Genomic DNA, 15691 nt, shown 5'->3' on the forward strand with positions numbered 1-15691 from the left:
GCAGAATGACACCATCGGGTTTGTAGGGAATTGAGATTTGGCTTGAATGGATTTGGGGCCGCTTTGCGGCCCCAATCAGGTCAGCCGCGAATCACAGCCTTGAGCACGGTCTTGAAGGTCTCGATCTGCTCTTCGCTGAACTCACCGAACACCTTGTCCTGCTGCTCCCGGGCAATGGTCCACAGCGCCTCGGTCTGGTCGACGCCACTGACGGTCAGGCGCACATGTCCCTGCGCCTCGCTGTCGCACACCAACCCCTTGCGTTTGAGATTGGCCACCGCCTCGTCGATCTCCCGCGCCGGCATCGCCACTTCGCGCTGCAGGTCGGCAAGGTTCAGCCCGGCGTCGTTCTCCAGCACCATCAGCATCCGCGCCTCGCTGGTGCGCAGGCCGCTGGACAGCTGGCGTGGCTGGTAGCTGGTCTGGTACGCCCGCAGCGCCTGGGTCATCAGGTAGTACAGGTTGTGGCTCAGGCGCCCCTGGAAATTGCTGCTCGGCGGCTGGCCTTCCTCGCGACGGGTCATGCGCGTATGCGGTAGCACCATGGAATACGCACCCTGGTGATACAACAGCGGCGAACGCCCGCAATCCTCGAAGCACACCACCTTGCCGATCATGATCCAGTGGTCGCCACCGTCGAGGATCTGGTACTTCTCGCACTGGAAGTTGGCCGAGCAGTCCAGCAGGATCGGCGCCCCGCCCGCCCCCGCCTGGTGCGCAATACCGGCGAAGCGGTCTTCCCGTGGTTTGGCGAAGTTGTTGGACAGGTCGATCTGGTCGGCGGCAAGGATGTTCACCGCGAAGTGGCTGGCCGCCTCGAAGGTGGCCAGGCTGGTGGAACGTTTGTCGAGGCTCCAGAGGATCAGCGCCGGGTCCAGGGACACCGAGTTGAAGCTGTTGGCGGTGACGCCTACCTTGTTGCCCTGGCCATCATCGGCGGTGACCACGGTGACGCCGGTGGCGAAGTTGCCCAAGGCGCGGCGGAAGGCGCGGCTGTCGAAAGCCGCGGTGGTTTCATTGGACATGCAAGACTCCCCGGCTGCCCCGTTGGGCAACCGTGATTTGTTGTTATGCAAGAGAGAAGAACGGTCGCGGATCAGACCATGCTCGGATCAGGCTCCAGGCCCATCAGCTCACGGCCGAGGATCTGCGCGCAGACGTCGTAGTCGGTATAGGCATGGGCGCCGGTCATGTGCGAGTCGCGCCACAGTCGTTGCAGCTCGTTGCTCTCGAACCAGGCGGTGCCGCCTGCGGCTTCGTACAGACGGTCGACGGCCTGGATGCACATCTTCACCGCGTAGGCCTGGTTGGTGCGCCAGAAGGCCAGGGTTTCGCGGCTCGGGTATTCTTTGCGCGCGCCATGGTCGGCGTGGTCCTGCCAGGTCTTTTCGAGGAAAGCGCGGGCGGCGGCAACCTGGTGGGTCGACTCGGCCAGGCGCATCAACGCCGGAGTGGCTGCACCGACGCTGACACCGGTGTAGGCGCGCACGCGGTTCTTGGTCTTCTCGCGGAAGGCTTCCAGCATGCGCTCGGCGATGCCCAGGCTGATGGTGGCGAAACCGACGGCGAAGTACGGACGGTACGGGGTGTAGAAGATCTTGCTGTCCGGATACAGACCGAAGCCGGCGGACTTGCCTTCCATCATGTCCTTGGCTTTCTGGATGCGGTGCTCGGGAACGAAGGCCTTGTCGATGATCAGGGTCTTGGTGCCGCTGCCCTTCATGCCGGCGGCGTACCAGTCGTCACGGATCTCGTAGTCGCTGCGTGGCAGCACGGCGAAGCAGTAGTCCTGGGTGCCTTCGGCATTGGCCCGGCGGCAGCCGACGATGGCCCATTCGGCGTGGTCGCAACCGCTGCTCCAGCCCATTTCGCCACTGAACAGCAGGCCACCTTCAACCTCTTCGACACGGCCGAATGGCGCGATGCTGCTAGAGGCAGTGTGGTCCGGGTTCTCGCCCCAGATTTCTTCCTGCAGCTTGGCCGGGAACATCGCCAACTGATGATTGTGGGTGCACAGCAGGCTCATGGCCCAAGCAGTACTGGCACAAGCACCGGCCAACAGGGCGATGCAATCAGTGAATTCCGGCAGGGAGATCTCCATGCCGCCGTAGGCTTTCGGCAGGAACGCGCGGTGCAGGCCGATGCCCTTGAGCAGAGCGATGTTCTCGGCAGGGACCATGCGGTCCTTCTCGGCACGGGAGGCATTGGCGGCGATGGCCGGCAGTACCGACTTGAGGTCTTCGAGCAGCGGGTTTGGCTTTTTCATGGGAGGCCCTGCTTATTATTGGATGTCCGACTGAGCTACCGGTGGCAGCGACTGCGGCGGATTCGGGGCCAGTATGGGAGGCGCTCGGCAGACTGAAAATGCACCTTCCACAGACAAAATTGTACTTTCCATGGCGCACACCGGACGGACACACCGTCGGCTGGCAGACCCGGTCATGTACCCCTGGCAGGCACAGTCAAGTCACCCGCGCGAGGCTGCGCTAGGGTGCGGCTTTGCCTCTTTGCACAGGTACATCCGACATGAGCATTTCCCTTCTGCCCGCCGTCCAGGCCTTCCTCCAGCGTGATCACGGCCAGTTCATCGACGGCCAGGCGCGGGTCGCCGGCAGCGGCCGCCACCTGGACGTGATCGACCCGGCCAGCGGCGAAGTCATCAGCCGCGTCGGCGAAGCCAGCCAGGCCGATATCGACGCCGCCGTGGCCTCGTCGCGCCAAGGCTTCGCTGCCTGGTCCAAGGCCGCCCCGGCGGTGCGCGGTGGCGTACTGCTGAAGCTGGCCGACCTGCTGGAACGCAACCGCGAGGAACTGGCGCAGATCGAGACCCTGCAGTCGGGCAAGCTGATTCAGATCGCGCGCAACTTCGAGGTCGATCAGGCCGCGCACTTCCTGCGCTACTACGCCGGCTGGGCAACCAAGATCAGCGGTGAAACCATCACCCCGTCGCTGCCCTCGTTCAATGGCGAGAAATACACCGCCTTCACCCTGCGCGAGCCGATCGGCGTGGTGGTGGGCATCGTGCCGTGGAACTTCTCCACCATGATCGCCATCTGGAAACTGGCCTCGGCGCTGGTCACCGGCTGCAGCGTGATCATCAAGCCGAGCGAATTCACCCCGCTGACCATCCTGCGCATTGCCGAACTGGCGGTGGAAGCCGGCCTGCCGGCGGGCGCGCTGAACGTGGTGACCGGTGCTGGTGGCGTCGGCAAGGCGCTGATCGAGCATCCGCACACCGACAAGGTGTCGTTCACCGGTTCGGTGCCCACTGGCCTGGCCGTGGGCCAGACCGCCATGGCCGCCAACCTGACCCGCGCCACCCTGGAACTGGGTGGCAAGAACGCCGCCGGCTTCCTGCCGGATGTGGACGTGGACAAGGCGGTGGCCGGAATCATCGAAGCAGGCTTCCTGCACTCCGGGCAGATCTGTGCCGCCGCCGAGCGGTTCTATGTGCACCGTTCACAGATCGAGGCGATCACCCAGCGCCTGTGCGAACGCCTGGCGCAACTGAAGATCGGCTCGCCGCTGGATGAAAGCGCCGAGTTCGGTCCGGTGACCAACAAGCAGCACCAGGCCAAGCTGGGCCAGCTGTTCGCCAAGGCCCGTGCCGAAAACTGCACCATCCTGCATGGCGGCCAGTTGATCGATGGTCCGGGCTGCTATGTCGAGCCGACGGTGATCCTCGCCAACTCGGCCAAGGACAGCCTGATGACCGAGGAAACCTTCGGCCCGGTGGCGACCTTCCTGCCGTATGACACCGAGGAAGAGCTGATCGAGCTGATGAACGACAGCCCGTACGGCCTCAGCGCCAGCCTGTGGACCAACGACCTGGGCAAGGCCATGCGCCTGATCCCGCAGATCCAGGCGGGGACCTTGTGGGTCAACATGCACACCCTGCTGGACCCGGCGGTGCCGTTTGGCGGGATCAAGGCCTCGGGCGTGGGCCGGGAGTTCGGAGGGGCGTTCATCGAGGACTACACCGAGCTGAAGTCGGTGATGATCCGCTACTGATTTGATGTTGTCAGGGAACTTGTGAGAGCGGGTTTACCCTCTCCCACAAGTTCCACGCCCACCTGAGATAGCTTTCGAGGCCCCCACAGGCCCGCGACAAAACCTCTAGAATGGCCCGCTCTCCCCTCCTCCAGGTTGCCCCATGGACATCGAGCTGGCCCGGACCTTCCTTGAAATCGTGCGCTGCGGCAGCCTGGTCGGTGCCGCCGAACGCCTGCACCTCACCCAGACCGCCATCAGCGCCCGCGTCCACAAGCTCGAACAGCAACTGGACAGCACCCTGTTCATCCGCAGCCGCGCCGGCGCCAGCCTGACGCCCAACGGCGAAGCCTTCATCCCCTACGCCACGCAACTGCTGCACACCTGGGAAGCCGCCCGCCGCGACCTGCCGCTGCCCGACGGGCGCAGCCAGGTGCTGCGCATCGGCGGCGAGGTCAGCCTGTGCAACCCGCTGATGCTGGACTGGGCACGAGTGCTCCACGAGCACCTGCCCGACCACGCCATCCGCAGCGAGGTCAGCGACAGCGAAACGCTGCTGCGCAAGCTGGAAGCCGGCACCCTCGACGCGGCACTGGTCTACCAGCCGATCTACAGCCCCGGCCTGCAGGTGGAACAGTTGCTGGAAGAAAAGCTGATCCGCATCGAACTGACGCGCCAGCCCGAACCCTACGTGTACATCGACTGGGGCGACGCCTTCCGCCGCCTGCACGACGAAGCCCTGCCGGAATGCGCGCGTCCGGCGCTGAGCTTCAATCTCGGCCCTTTGGCGCTGCAATACATCCTCGAACACGGCGGCAGTGGCTACTTCCGCACCCGGGTGGTGCAGAGCTACCTGGAGCGCGGAGTCCTGCAGCGGGTGCCGCAGGCACCAGAATTCCCCTACCCGACCTGGCTGGTCTATGCCCGCGAGCGGGATTCGCAGGTGCTGCGCCAGGCCTTCGACCTGCTGCGCCAGGTAGTGGCGCGCGACGCGGACTGGTCGCAACGCTGGGATCCGCTGATCTAAGCCGCCTTCGCCAGTCGATCCTGGGCCAGCAGATGCTGGCTCAGGGCGGCGATCAGGTCGGTCTGGGTGACCACACCGACCACCTTGCCCGCCTCCAGCACCGGCAGACAGTGCAGGCCGCGGTCGCACAGCAGCGGGATGAGTTCCACCGCCTGGCGATCGCTGTCCACGGTGATCACCGGCTCGCTCATGATCTGTTCCAGCGTCACTTTTTTCGCCCGGCCAAACAGGCTTCGCCAGCTGAAACGCGCCTGGTCCATGGCCGGGCCGACCAGGTCGCTGAGGCTGACGATACCCACCAGCTTGCCGCTGTCATCCAGCACCGGCAGGTTCTTCAGGTGATGGCTGGCGAGTTGTTTCCACGCTTGCGCCAGCGTGGTTTGCGGGGTGGCGAATTGTACGTCCCGGGACATCACCCTGGCCGCAGTGATACCGCCCAGGCTGCGCTGCACGGCATGGCGCTCGGTGGCGAGGATGATCCGCTCCAGCTCAGCACGGGTGACGTCAACGAAGCCGCCCAGTTCATCCAGGGCCTGGTCCAGGTCGTCGGCACTGACCCCTACCCGCTCGCTGGCGGGCTGGTCGACGGTACCGTGAGCGGCCTTGCGTGGCACGCCGATCTTCGGATAGAGCACGCCGGTCAGGCGGTTGTAGCCGATGGCGATAGCCAGCACGATCAGCGCGTTGAGTAGCACCGGTTCGATCACCCGCACGCCCATGACCGCCAGCGACGGATCGGCCAGGGCCAGGCTCACCGCCAGCGCCGCACCCGGCGGGTGCAGGCAACGCAGCAGGCACATGAGCAGGATCACCAGCAGCAGCGCCGCACTGGCCACCAGCAGGCCGGGACCAAACCAGTGGTGCAGAGTGATACCCACCGCAGCGGCGCAGACGTAGCTGGCGACGAACGGCCAAGGCTGCGACAAGGCCCCGGAATGCACGGCGAACAGCAGCACCGTCGAAGCCGCCAGTGGCGCCATCAGGTGCAGCGCGGCAGCGCTGCCGAACAGCCAGGTGCAGGCGCTGCCGGCAGCGACCAATGCGAGCACGGCACCGATGGCGGCGCGGAACCATTCATGAGGGGGGATATGCAGCGCGGCGGGGATGAAGCGATCGAACCAGTGACTCAAACCACGGCTAGACATGTGACGACCAGGCACCTGTTTTGAAGAAAAGAAGCCCGCTCGACAGCGAGCGGACTTGTATCGCGAGGGCAATACGCAAAGGGCTCCTTCCGTGGAGATGGAAAGACAGGACGGCAGTCTGAGGAAAACCGGCCCTTTGCTCAAACGCAAAAAAGTGCTGTTTTAGTGCAATTATTTTGCAGTGTCACAAATGAGGGCACGGCTACAGCACTTTGACCGCCCGCCCGATGAACTGCACCGGACCGGTCGGCTTGCCAGTCTGCGAACCGCCCGGACCTTCGAGGGTCAGTTCGAAAAGCTGGTTGTCCTGCAGCGGCGGTAGCGTATCCAGCGACACTTCGGCGGAGCTGCCGGGCTTGACCAGGCCAAGGGATACCGGCCCTTTCCAGTCGTCGGCCTTGGTCCAGAACTGCAAGACCTTGTCAGCCGGCACCTCGGCCACGGCCAAGGGCATCAGGCGCACATTGTGCGGATCGCTGGCCTGTACCACCCATCCCGGTGCCTTGTCCTGCGGGGCGACCAGCACCACCAGCCAGGTCGGCGCGACGGGTTCGGGCTGGCGCAGCAGCAGGATCGCCAGGAACAGGCTCGCCGCTACCCCGGCCAGCGTCGCCCAGCGCCAGGGTGCCGGGCGCTGCCAGAAGCGCGGATGCACCGGCAGCAAGCTATCGAGGCTGCGGTCGATACGCTGCCAGAGATGGGGCGACGGTGACTGAGGCGGTACCAGCGCCTGCATCGATTGCAGACGACGTTCCCAGGCATCGACGGCGGCGCGCAGTGCCGCGTCGTGGGGCAAACGCCGGGCCACGACCTGGCGTTCGTCGTGGGCCAAGGTGCCGAGCACGTACTCTGCGGCCAGGGCGTCGAGATCTTCGGCTTCGCTGCTCATCCCATGCACTCGCGCAAGGCAGCCAGGCTGCGTTTGATCCAGGCCTTCACCGTGCCCAGCGGCGTGTCCAGGCGCCGAGCGATCTGCGCATGCGACAGGCCGTCGACATAGGCGTGCAGCACACAGGCGCGCCGCTCGGGAGCCAGTTGTTCGAGGCAGGCATCCATGCGGCCGCTGTGCAAGGGGCCATCGCTGGTCACCTCGGGTTCGGCGGCCACGTCTTCATCGTCAAAGGGCAGGTCGCGCTCGCGGCGGCGCAGGAAATCCAGGGCCAGGTGCCGGGTGATGCTGAACATCCAGCCCCGTGCGCTGCCGCGTTGCGGATCGAAGGTCGCGGCGCGGGTCCAGATACGCACGAAGGCGTCGTGCACCACGTCTTCGGCCAGAGCATTGTCCTTGAGCAGTTGCCGGGCCACGCCCAGCAATTGCGCACCCTCCTCTTCGTACAAGCGCTGCAGGGCCTGGCGCTCGCCGCGAACGCAGGCGGCGAGGTGGGCTTCATGGTCGAAGGTCGCAGCGGATCTGATCACAGGCACGGCCGATGGCGGGTAGTGGCGGACCAATGGCAGCGTAGACCACCCCACCCGCAGCCGCGCTGCTTCAGCGGGCGGTCCAGAAAATATAATCGGCCTGGTACCCGACCACTTCGCGCTTGCCCTTGTCTGCCGTGGTGCAGGCCGTGGCCGGCGCCACGCCGCCCTTGAGCGCCACACGCTGGATGTAGGTCACGCCGCTCATGGCGCCCTTGCCTTCGGCGGGATTGGCCTTGACCAACTGATAAGGAAGGTTGCCCGGGCTGGACGGCGCCACCGCCACCTGGGTGCCGGTGACCTTGGAACCGTCCTTGGCCTGCCAGGTGGCGGGCGGACCGAAGTAGTCGCCGACGGCCTTGCCGCTACGGTCATTGAGCACGGCCTTGGGTCCGACGAAGACCCACTCGGTCTGGCCGGCCATGTCAGCCTTGTCGCGGCATTCGTAGGTGATCTCGCCGACGCCAGTGGTTTCCAGCGCCATCTTGTGCCCCTCAGGCACCTTGATGCTATCGGGGATGGCGCTGTTGGCCTGGGCCAGGCTGCCGAACAGCAGGCCAGAAGCGATCAGGGCGAAGCGGACGGAACGGTTCATGGGCAAGACTCCAGTCAGGAAGATCGGATAGGCAGCACGAGGCTGCTATCCGAACTACGCGGGGCGGACGCGACTGGATGCAGGCAGGTGAAAAAATTACAGGCCCAGTTCTTCCGGGGTCAGCATGTCCGACTCGAACGCGATCCAGCCGTATTCCAGCTCGGCGTGACCGTTGACGATCTCGCCGTAGTAGGTCAGGCCGTTTTCCAGGGTGACGCAGATATGAGTGGGCTTGTCCGGGGCCGCCAGGGTGCCGTTGAAGTGGACCTTCTTCAGGGTTTCCGACACCGCTTCCAGGGAGACCTGCACGCCGGTGTTCTCGATAGCCTCGACGTCGTCGCGCTGCTCGGCGCTGATGGTTACGGTGGCAGTGTACTTCTGCATGCTGGGGGCTCCGGGATGGGCAGGTTCAAAGGGGCGCTAGGATAAGCCAGATATGAGGCAAAAGCCCGCGTCAGCGAGCGGCAAGCTCGCGCTCGGCGATCATGCCCGCGGCCAGCATCCGCAGGATGAACGGGAGGTTATCGAGGCTGGTCTGCATGGCCTCGTCATTCCTGACCATTTCCTGCAGCTCGCTCAGGGTAACCTCCTCTCTCCCACGCAGGTCCGCACGCTTGAGCACGAAGAACGTCCAGTTGCCGATCTCCAGTACCGAGCGCACCACGGCGTCCTGGGCCGCCTTGTAGCGCTGTTTGTCGGCCTCCGTCGCCAGGTGCGGCGCCGGGTTCCATTGCTTGTGCAGCTTATCGAGCAGGTCACCGTGTGCCTTGTCCAGGGTCAGGTAGGCGAAGACGTAGAAGTCGGACCAGTGATCGACTTCCCTGATGATGCGGTTGGCCGCGGTATCGTAGCCCTGGGTCAGCGAGGTCTTGTAGATCTCGCTGGCGGTCAAGGAGTCCTTGGACTTGACCTGGATGGTGAACTTCTCGTCGTTGAGGAAGAACACCAGGTCATGCATGTCACCTTCCATCTTGGTGGAGAAATGCGACTCCGGAACCAGGAAAGTCCCGTCCTGTGCTTGCAGCAACTGCCGGTAGATCAGGTATTCGGCGAAGTAGCCCCGGAGAAAGGTGTTGTGCAGCGCCGAGAATCCCCAGCGCCAGAAATCCCTGACGAAAGCCGGCTGCTCCGGCACGCCGTTGCGTGTCAGTGCTTCGAGACCGGTCAACGGGTCCAGCAGGTTCATGATTGCCCCCTCGGTGCATGGCCAAACGCCGCACCCTAGCAGCCAGCCATCACGAAACCAAGCAAGGCGGAGCCCGCGCTGGTATCGTGCCGGGCTGAATCCGCACTAGCCGCAAAGGAGATGACCTTGAGTGCCGAAGCCAAACTGACCGGTGACCTGTTCGAAGTCGACAAGCGCCTGAGCCTGAAGCCCGTGGTGGACTTCAACACCTACCTGAGCAATGCCTTCGGTGATGGCCGTTGTGTTTGCGCGCGCTGCAAGGAAAGCGCGAACGACGAAAGCGCCTACGCCTTTGCCCACAGCTTCGAATTCAACGGAATTCCGCTGCACCGGCGCTTTGCCAGCACGACTGCCGGGGATGTGCTGACCAACCTGAAGAAGGCCTGGCTGTCGTACAACAAGGAAGAGATGCCGGGCAATGGTTCGCTGGACCTGGAGGCGATCAAGGCCTTTGTCGAGCCGAGCCTGCAGGTGCGGGTGAAGCCGCTGTTGCTGGCCAGCGGGCTGGTCAAGGAGCAGGACGATGGCAGCCTGCAACTGATGGCTGTTGGTGATTTCGTCTAAGGCTTGAGGGCCCTATCGCGGGTGAACCCGCTCCCACAGCGTCCGTGTGGGAGCAGGATCACCCGCGATGAGGCCCTCAAGGCCTACGCAACTACCCGATAACAGGGCACATAGGCCGCCCCACCCGGCAACTTCATCCGGTGCTGCTCGACGAACGCCTGCAGCAGCTTGTCCAGCGGCCCCATGATCTCGGCATCACCATGGATCTCGTACGGTCCGTGCTCCTCGATCAACCTGATCCCCTTGTCCTTCACGTTCCCCGCCACGATCCCGGAAAACGCCCGGCGCAAGTTCGCCGCCAGTTCATGGGGCGGCAACGACTTGCTCAGTTGCAGGCTGGCCATGTTGGCGTGGGTCGGGTCGAACGGCCGCTGGAAGCTTTCCTCGATCTTCAGCAGCCAGTTGAAATGGAAGGCGTCGTTGCGCTCGCGACGGAATTGCTTGACCTCCTTCAGCGCCTCGGTCATCACCCGCGCCACCTGCACCGGGTCGTCGACGATGATCTGGTACAGGCCCTGCGCCGCCTCGCCCAGGGTCGCGCCGATAAAGGCGTGCAACTGCTCGAAGTAAGGCTCGGCACTGCGTGGACCACTAAGGACAACCGGGAACTTGAGTTCGCGATTGTCCGGATGCATGAGGATGCCCAGCAGGTAGAGGAACTCCTCGGCGGTGCCGGCGCCGCCGGGGAAGATGATGATGCCGTGGCCGACACGGACGAAGGCTTCCAGGCGCTTCTCGATGTCCGGCAGGATCACCAGTTCGTTGACGATCGGGTTCGGCGCCTCGGCGGCGATGATCCCCGGTTCGGTGAGGCCCAGGTAGCGGCCGCTGCTCATGCGCTGCTTGGCATGGGCGATGGTGGCGCCCTTCATCGGCCCCTTCATCACGCCGGGGCCGCAGCCGGTGCAGATGTCCAGCTTGCGCAGGCCCAGCTCGTGGCCGACCTTCTTGGTGTACTGGTATTCCTCGCTGCTGATCGAGTGCCCGCCCCAGCACACCACCAGCTTCGGATCGACGCCGGAGCGCAGGGTGCGCGCGTTGCGCAGCAACTGGAAAACGTAGTCGGTGATGCCCTGGGAGCTGTCCAGGTCGATGTTCAGGCGGTCCAGTTCGCTTTCGGTGTAGACGATGTCACGCAGGGCGCTGAAGAGCATTTCCCGGGTGCTGGCGATCATTTCGCCGTCGACGAAGGCGTCGGCCGGGGCATTCAGCAGTTCCAGGCGCACGCCGCGATCCTGCTGGTGGAAACGGACCTCGAAGTCCTTGTAGGCGTCGAGGATGGTCTTGGCATTGTCGACATGGGCGCCGGTGTTGAGGATGGCCAGGGCGCACTGGCGGAAAAGGCTGTACATACTGCCCGAGCCAGCCTGGCTCAATTGCTGGACTTCACGTTGGGAAAGCGTCTCCAGGCTACCTTTGGGGGCGACCGAAGCATTGATTACCTGTCTTTGGGTCATTCTGGATTCCATGCTGTTCGGTGCCTGCGAACGTCTGTGGCACCGCTGTTGTGAACGCCGCACGCGCGGGTGTCGCATCTTTTGTAGTCGCACCTGTTTGTAACAGGTGCCCGGGCGTCAGGCAAACAGCCCGGGGCTCACTGAGTATGGACGCTGACAAAGACAAGCGATGGCGAATCAGACTGTCTGGCGGACGGACTGCAGGCGACTGCGCCGGGCGATCAGGCTGTAGCACAGCAGGCACCCCAAACCGGCGACCGCCAGGGTCAGGCACATCGGCCGCGGCGTGCCGTCGGCCAGAGCGCCGACGGCGGCGGAAAAACCAGCGCCAAGGGCGAACTGACAGGCTACCGCCAGCCCTGCGGCCGCCCCCGCCTGACGCGGGTAAAGCGCCAGCAGGCTGGCCACGCAGTTGGCGCCGAGCAGCCCGGTGACGCTGACATAAACCATCACCCAGACGACGATCAGCGCCAGCCCGCCCCACCCACTCGCCCCGACCGCCAGCAGACCGACGGCGGCGATCCCGGCCAGTCCGGCGCCCACCGCGAGCATGCGCAACGGCCCGACGCGGCTGACCAGGCGCGCGTTGACCAGGGTCATGACGATGATCCCGGCGATATTCAGGCCGAACAGCCAGGCGTAGCCACGGGCCGACACGCCGAAGTACTCCATGTAGACGAACGGCGAGGCGGTGATGAAGGCGAACATGCCGCCGAAGGCCAGGCCCATGCAGAGGATGTAGCCCAGCGCCAGCGGCTGTCGGGCGATCTGCCAATAGGCGAGGAAGACCTTGCTCAGGGAGTCGCCGCGTTGGTCCGGGGCGTGGGTCTCGCCGATCTTCCAGGCCGAAGCCAGCAGGCACAGCGCACAGAACACGAACAGGGCGAAGAACACCGTGCGCCAGCCGTTGAGGTCCATCAGCACGCTGCCCAGCAGCGGCGCCACCAGGGTCGCGAGCATGGTCACCAGGTGCATCAGCGACAGCACCTTCGCCGCCTCGCCGAGGGGAAACAGGTCCCGCACGATAGCCCGCGCCAGCACCGACGCCGCTGCCCCGCCAAGGGCCTGGAAGAAGCGCCAGGCCACCAGTTGCTCCACCGAACCGGACAGCATGCAGCCCACCGTCGCCACCAGGTACAGGCCCATGCCACCCAGCAGTAGCGGGCGACGGCCGTAGCGGTCGGACAGTGGCCCGTAGACCAGCATGCCCAGGCACAGCCCGGCGAGGAACAGGCTGATGGTCAGTTGCACATGGGCGGCGTCCGCACCGAGGTCGCTGGCAATGGCTGGCAGGCTGGGCAGGTAGGTGTCGATGGAGAGCGGCGCAAAGGCCACCAGTGCAGCGAGCAGGACGATCAGCCGCCCCGGGTTGGAAGAATGCGTCATCGGGGCTCCGTGAGCAAAGAAGAACAAGGCATAACGTTAATATCTTAAATTTATCCGCGCGCTTAGCAAAAGAGCTTCACGGAACAAAAGATAACATGTTAACTATAAGTCATGCTCGCGAGATGCGGGCTGGCCCTCAGTACGCCAGAACAAAAACAAAAGGTATGCCATCGATGTCTCTTTCTCCCCGTTATCGCGCGGCCGGTGTTGGCCTGTGCGTCACCCTCGCACCGCTGTTCGCCCAGGCCGACTTCATCAAGGACAGCAAGGGCAGCCTGGAAGCCCGCAACTTCTACTTCAGCCGTGATTTCCGCCAGGATAACGCGCCGCAGAGCCAGGCGCGGGAATGGGCCCAGGGCTTCATCCTGCGCCTGGAATCAGGGTTCACCGAAGGCACCGTCGGCTTCGGCGTCGATGCCCTCGGCGAGCTCGGGGTCAAGCTCGATTCCAGCCGTGATCGTCGCGGCACCGGTCTGCTACCCTTCGGCGCCAGCCACGAGCCGGTGGACGATTTCAGCGAGCTGGGCCTGACCGCCAAGGCGCGCATCAGCAAGACCACCCTCAAGCTCGGCACCCTGCAACCGGCCCTGCCGGTGGCGGCGATCAACGACGTGCGCCTGTTGCCTTCGACCTACAGCGGCGGCCTGCTCACCTCCCAGGACATCGACGGCCTGACCCTCAACATCGGGCGCCTGGACAAGCAGAACCTGCGCGACTCCTCGAGCAACGACGAGATGAGCTACGCCGGGGTGCAAAGCAGCCATCTCGACCTGGCCGGCGGCACCTACGCCCTGACCCCGCGCCTGGCCGTGAGCTACTACTACGCCGAGATGCAGGATATCTACCGCCAGCACTACGCCGGCCTGGTGCACGACCTGCCACTGGCCGACGGGGTCAGCCTGCGCAGCGACCTGCGCTACTTCGACACCCGCGAAACCGGCCACGACGCCCTGCGTTCGGCAGCGCGCGTCGATGGCGGCAAGATCGACAACCGCTTTTTCAACGGCATGCTGACCCTCGGTGTCGGCGCCCACAAGTTCGGCCTGGGCTACCAGAACCTCTCCGGCGATGGCGATTTTGCCTATCCGGGGCTGGACCCGTACTCGGTCAACCTGGTGACGGTGAACGTGTTTACCAAGGCCGAGACTGACGCCTGGCAAGCGCGCTACGACTACAACTTCGCCGGCTTCGGCCTGCCTGGCTTGAACTTCATGACCCGCTACGTCAACGGCAAGAACATCGAGACCGCGACGGTCAGCGGCGGCAAGGAGTGGGAACGGGACACCGATATCGCCTACGTGGTGCAAAGCGGGCCGTTGAAGAATTTCAGCGTGCGGCTGCGTAATGCGACGTTCCGGTCGAGTGGCGGGTTGACCACGGACATCGATGAAAACAGGCTGATTCTCGGGTACACCGTGGCGCTGTGGTGAGCGAAATAAAAACGTAAATACCGGTTTTATCTTCAAGGTTCGGGTCAGGCCGGGGCACAATGGTCGGCCGTCCTGGCCTCATCGCGGGCAACGCCCGCTCCCACAAGGTTCTGGGTTGTCCTCGATATCAAGGATCGACACAAGACCCTGTTGGAGCGGGCGTTGCCCGCGATGAGGCCAGGACGGCCACCACAAAAACCAACCCCGGACCGCCCCATGACCACTGCCCAGGTGCCTCCACCACAGACCACCTTCGACATCCGCCCCCTGCTCTTCGCCCACATGGCCTGCACCATCGCCATGATGGCCTTCGTCTCGCTGATCGGCCCCATCGCCCATGTCCTGCAGCTTGCCCCCTGGCAGGCCGGCGCGGCGATGACCGTGTCCGGAGTGATCTGGATGCTCCTCGCCCGCCCCTGGGGTCGCGCCAGTGATCGCTATGGCCGGCGTCGCATCCTCCTGCTCGGCGCCAGCGGCTTCACCGTCGCTTACTGGGCCCTGTGCCTGTTCATCGACGGCGCCCTGCGCTGGCTGCCTCCGGCCTCCATCGCCTTCGCCGGGATGATGCTCGGTCGCGGCGCCATCGGCGCCTTCTACGCCGCCCTGCCGGTGGGCAGCAACGCGCTGATCGCCGACAACGTCGAACCGCAGCACCGCGCCAAGGCCATGGCCTCGCTGGGTGCGGCCAACGCCGTCGGTCTGGTCCTCGGCCCGGCCCTGGCCGCGCTGCTGGCCCGCTTCAGCCTGAGCCTGCCGATGTACGCCCTGGCAATCCTGCCGCTGCTGGCGGTGCTGGTGTTGCGCAGCAAGCTGGAACGCCAGGAACTGCACCTGGCTCAGCCACCGCGCCCGGTGCGCCTGAATGACCCGCGCCTGCGCAGGCCGCTGATAGTGGCCTTCGTTGCCATGCTCTGCGTGTCCCTGGCGCAGATCACCGTGGGTTTCTTCGCACTCGACCGCCTCGCCCTGGAGCCGGGCGCGGCCGCCCAGGCCGCCGGCATGGCACTGACCATGGTCGGCGTGGCGCTGATCTGCTCCCAGTTGCTGGTGCGCAAGCTCAACTGGCCGCCGCTGCGGATGATCCGCGTCGGTGCCAGCGTGGGCGCACTGGGCTTCGTGGTCAGTGCACTTGCCGTGGACAGCGTGACGCTCTGCGCTGGTTTCTTCATCTGCGCCGGCGGCATGGGCTGGATATTCCCGGCCTTCACGGCACTGGCAGCGAACGCGGTCGACGCTTCGGAACAGGGGGCTACCGCTGGCTCGATCGGGGCGATGCAGGGGCTCGGGGTAGTGATCGGGCCGCTGGCGGGAACCCTGGTCTACAGCCTCGACCCCCGGCTGCCATGGCTGGTGGCGGCGGGCCTCTTGCTGCTGGTAGGGCTGTGGTCAACGGCCAGAACATAACCCTGTGGGAGCGAGCCTGCTCGCGAAGGGCCGCAAAGCGGCCCAATCCCACATACAGCCCGCCACGAGTGTGTTTTAATGCGTCGCC

15 protein-coding genes are annotated in these 15691 nt (G+C 64.8%); 5 read left to right on the forward strand and 10 right to left on the reverse strand.

What is annotated here, in order from left to right; translation table 11 throughout:
* Positions 1–80: 80 nt before the first annotated feature.
* Together AC5QPF_RS20810 and AC5QPF_RS20815 are read right to left on the reverse strand one after the other, a co-directional pair.
* Positions 81–1025: a p-hydroxyphenylacetate 3-hydroxylase reductase component gene (locus tag AC5QPF_RS20810; RefSeq protein ID WP_494959681.1), complete on the reverse strand. Its 945-nt coding sequence runs from the start codon at positions 1023–1025 to the stop codon at positions 81–83.
* 71 nt (positions 1026–1096) lie between these two features.
* On the reverse strand, positions 1097–2266 hold the full coding sequence (locus tag AC5QPF_RS20815; RefSeq protein WP_494959682.1) for a p-hydroxyphenylacetate 3-hydroxylase oxygenase component: 1170 nt from the start codon (positions 2264–2266) through the stop codon (positions 1097–1099).
* 260 nt (positions 2267–2526) lie between these two features.
* On the opposite strand from AC5QPF_RS20815, the gene AC5QPF_RS20820 reads away from it, so the two are divergent.
* Both AC5QPF_RS20820 and AC5QPF_RS20825 read left to right on the forward strand, forming a co-directional pair.
* Positions 2527–4011, forward strand: coding sequence for an aldehyde dehydrogenase family protein (locus AC5QPF_RS20820; RefSeq protein ID WP_494959683.1), 1485 nt, complete (start codon positions 2527–2529; stop codon positions 4009–4011).
* Positions 4012–4153: 142 nt separating this feature from the next.
* Entirely contained in the window at positions 4154–5017 is an 864-nt protein-coding gene (locus tag AC5QPF_RS20825; RefSeq protein WP_494959684.1) for a LysR substrate-binding domain-containing protein, read from the forward strand.
* Here AC5QPF_RS20825 and AC5QPF_RS20830 read toward each other — a convergent pair.
* The 6 genes from AC5QPF_RS20830 to AC5QPF_RS20855 form a co-directional block, all read right to left on the reverse strand.
* Positions 5014–6162, reverse strand: coding sequence for an HPP family protein (locus AC5QPF_RS20830; RefSeq protein ID WP_494959685.1), 1149 nt, complete (start codon positions 6160–6162; stop codon positions 5014–5016). The two genes, AC5QPF_RS20825 and AC5QPF_RS20830, sit on opposite strands and share 4 nt — an antisense overlap.
* A gap of 202 nt (positions 6163–6364) precedes the next feature.
* Entirely contained in the window at positions 6365–7051 is a 687-nt protein-coding gene (locus tag AC5QPF_RS20835) for an anti-sigma factor domain-containing protein (protein ID WP_494959686.1), read from the reverse strand.
* A complete protein-coding gene (locus AC5QPF_RS20840; protein ID WP_494959687.1) occupies positions 7048–7587 on the reverse strand; it encodes a sigma-70 family RNA polymerase sigma factor in 540 nt (179 codons plus the stop codon). Before AC5QPF_RS20840 ends, AC5QPF_RS20835 begins: the two co-directional genes overlap by 4 nt.
* A 64-nt stretch (positions 7588–7651) precedes the next feature.
* Entirely contained in the window at positions 7652–8176 is a 525-nt protein-coding gene (locus AC5QPF_RS20845; RefSeq protein ID WP_494959688.1) for a DUF3455 domain-containing protein, read from the reverse strand.
* Positions 8177–8272: 96 nt separating this feature from the next.
* Entirely contained in the window at positions 8273–8560 is a 288-nt protein-coding gene (locus AC5QPF_RS20850; RefSeq protein WP_494959689.1) for a hypothetical protein, read from the reverse strand.
* Positions 8561–8630: 70 nt separating this feature from the next.
* The gene (locus AC5QPF_RS20855) at positions 8631–9362 is read right to left on the reverse strand and encodes a hypothetical protein (protein WP_494959690.1); all 732 of its coding nucleotides are present in this window, start codon (positions 9360–9362) and stop codon (positions 8631–8633) included.
* 126 nt (positions 9363–9488) lie between these two features.
* On the opposite strand from AC5QPF_RS20855, the gene AC5QPF_RS20860 reads away from it, so the two are divergent.
* Positions 9489–9926 (forward strand): hypothetical protein, encoded by a 438-nt coding sequence (locus AC5QPF_RS20860; RefSeq protein ID WP_494959691.1) that lies wholly within the window; start codon positions 9489–9491, stop codon positions 9924–9926.
* Positions 9927–10009: 83 nt separating this feature from the next.
* Here AC5QPF_RS20860 and ppnN read toward each other — a convergent pair whose 3' ends face one another.
* Entirely contained in the window at positions 10010–11383 is a 1374-nt protein-coding gene (gene ppnN, locus AC5QPF_RS20865) for a nucleotide 5'-monophosphate nucleosidase PpnN (protein ID WP_494959692.1), read from the reverse strand.
* A 177-nt stretch (positions 11384–11560) separates the two neighbouring features.
* Complete coding sequence (locus AC5QPF_RS20870; protein ID WP_494959693.1) at positions 11561–12769, reverse strand: Bcr/CflA family multidrug efflux MFS transporter; 1209 nt, start codon at positions 12767–12769, stop codon at positions 11561–11563.
* Between the two features lie 173 nt (positions 12770–12942).
* On the opposite strand from AC5QPF_RS20870, the gene AC5QPF_RS20875 reads away from it, so the two are divergent.
* Together AC5QPF_RS20875 and AC5QPF_RS20880 are read left to right on the forward strand one after the other, a co-directional pair.
* Positions 12943–14199: an OprD family outer membrane porin gene (locus AC5QPF_RS20875; protein WP_494959694.1), complete on the forward strand. Its 1257-nt coding sequence runs from the start codon at positions 12943–12945 to the stop codon at positions 14197–14199.
* Positions 14200–14415: 216 nt separating this feature from the next.
* Positions 14416–15603 (forward strand): MFS transporter, encoded by a 1188-nt coding sequence (locus AC5QPF_RS20880; protein WP_494959695.1) that lies wholly within the window; start codon positions 14416–14418, stop codon positions 15601–15603.
* The last annotated feature ends 88 nt before the right edge of the window (positions 15604–15691 follow it).

The organism is Pseudomonas sp. Con_6, assembly GCF_059379395.1.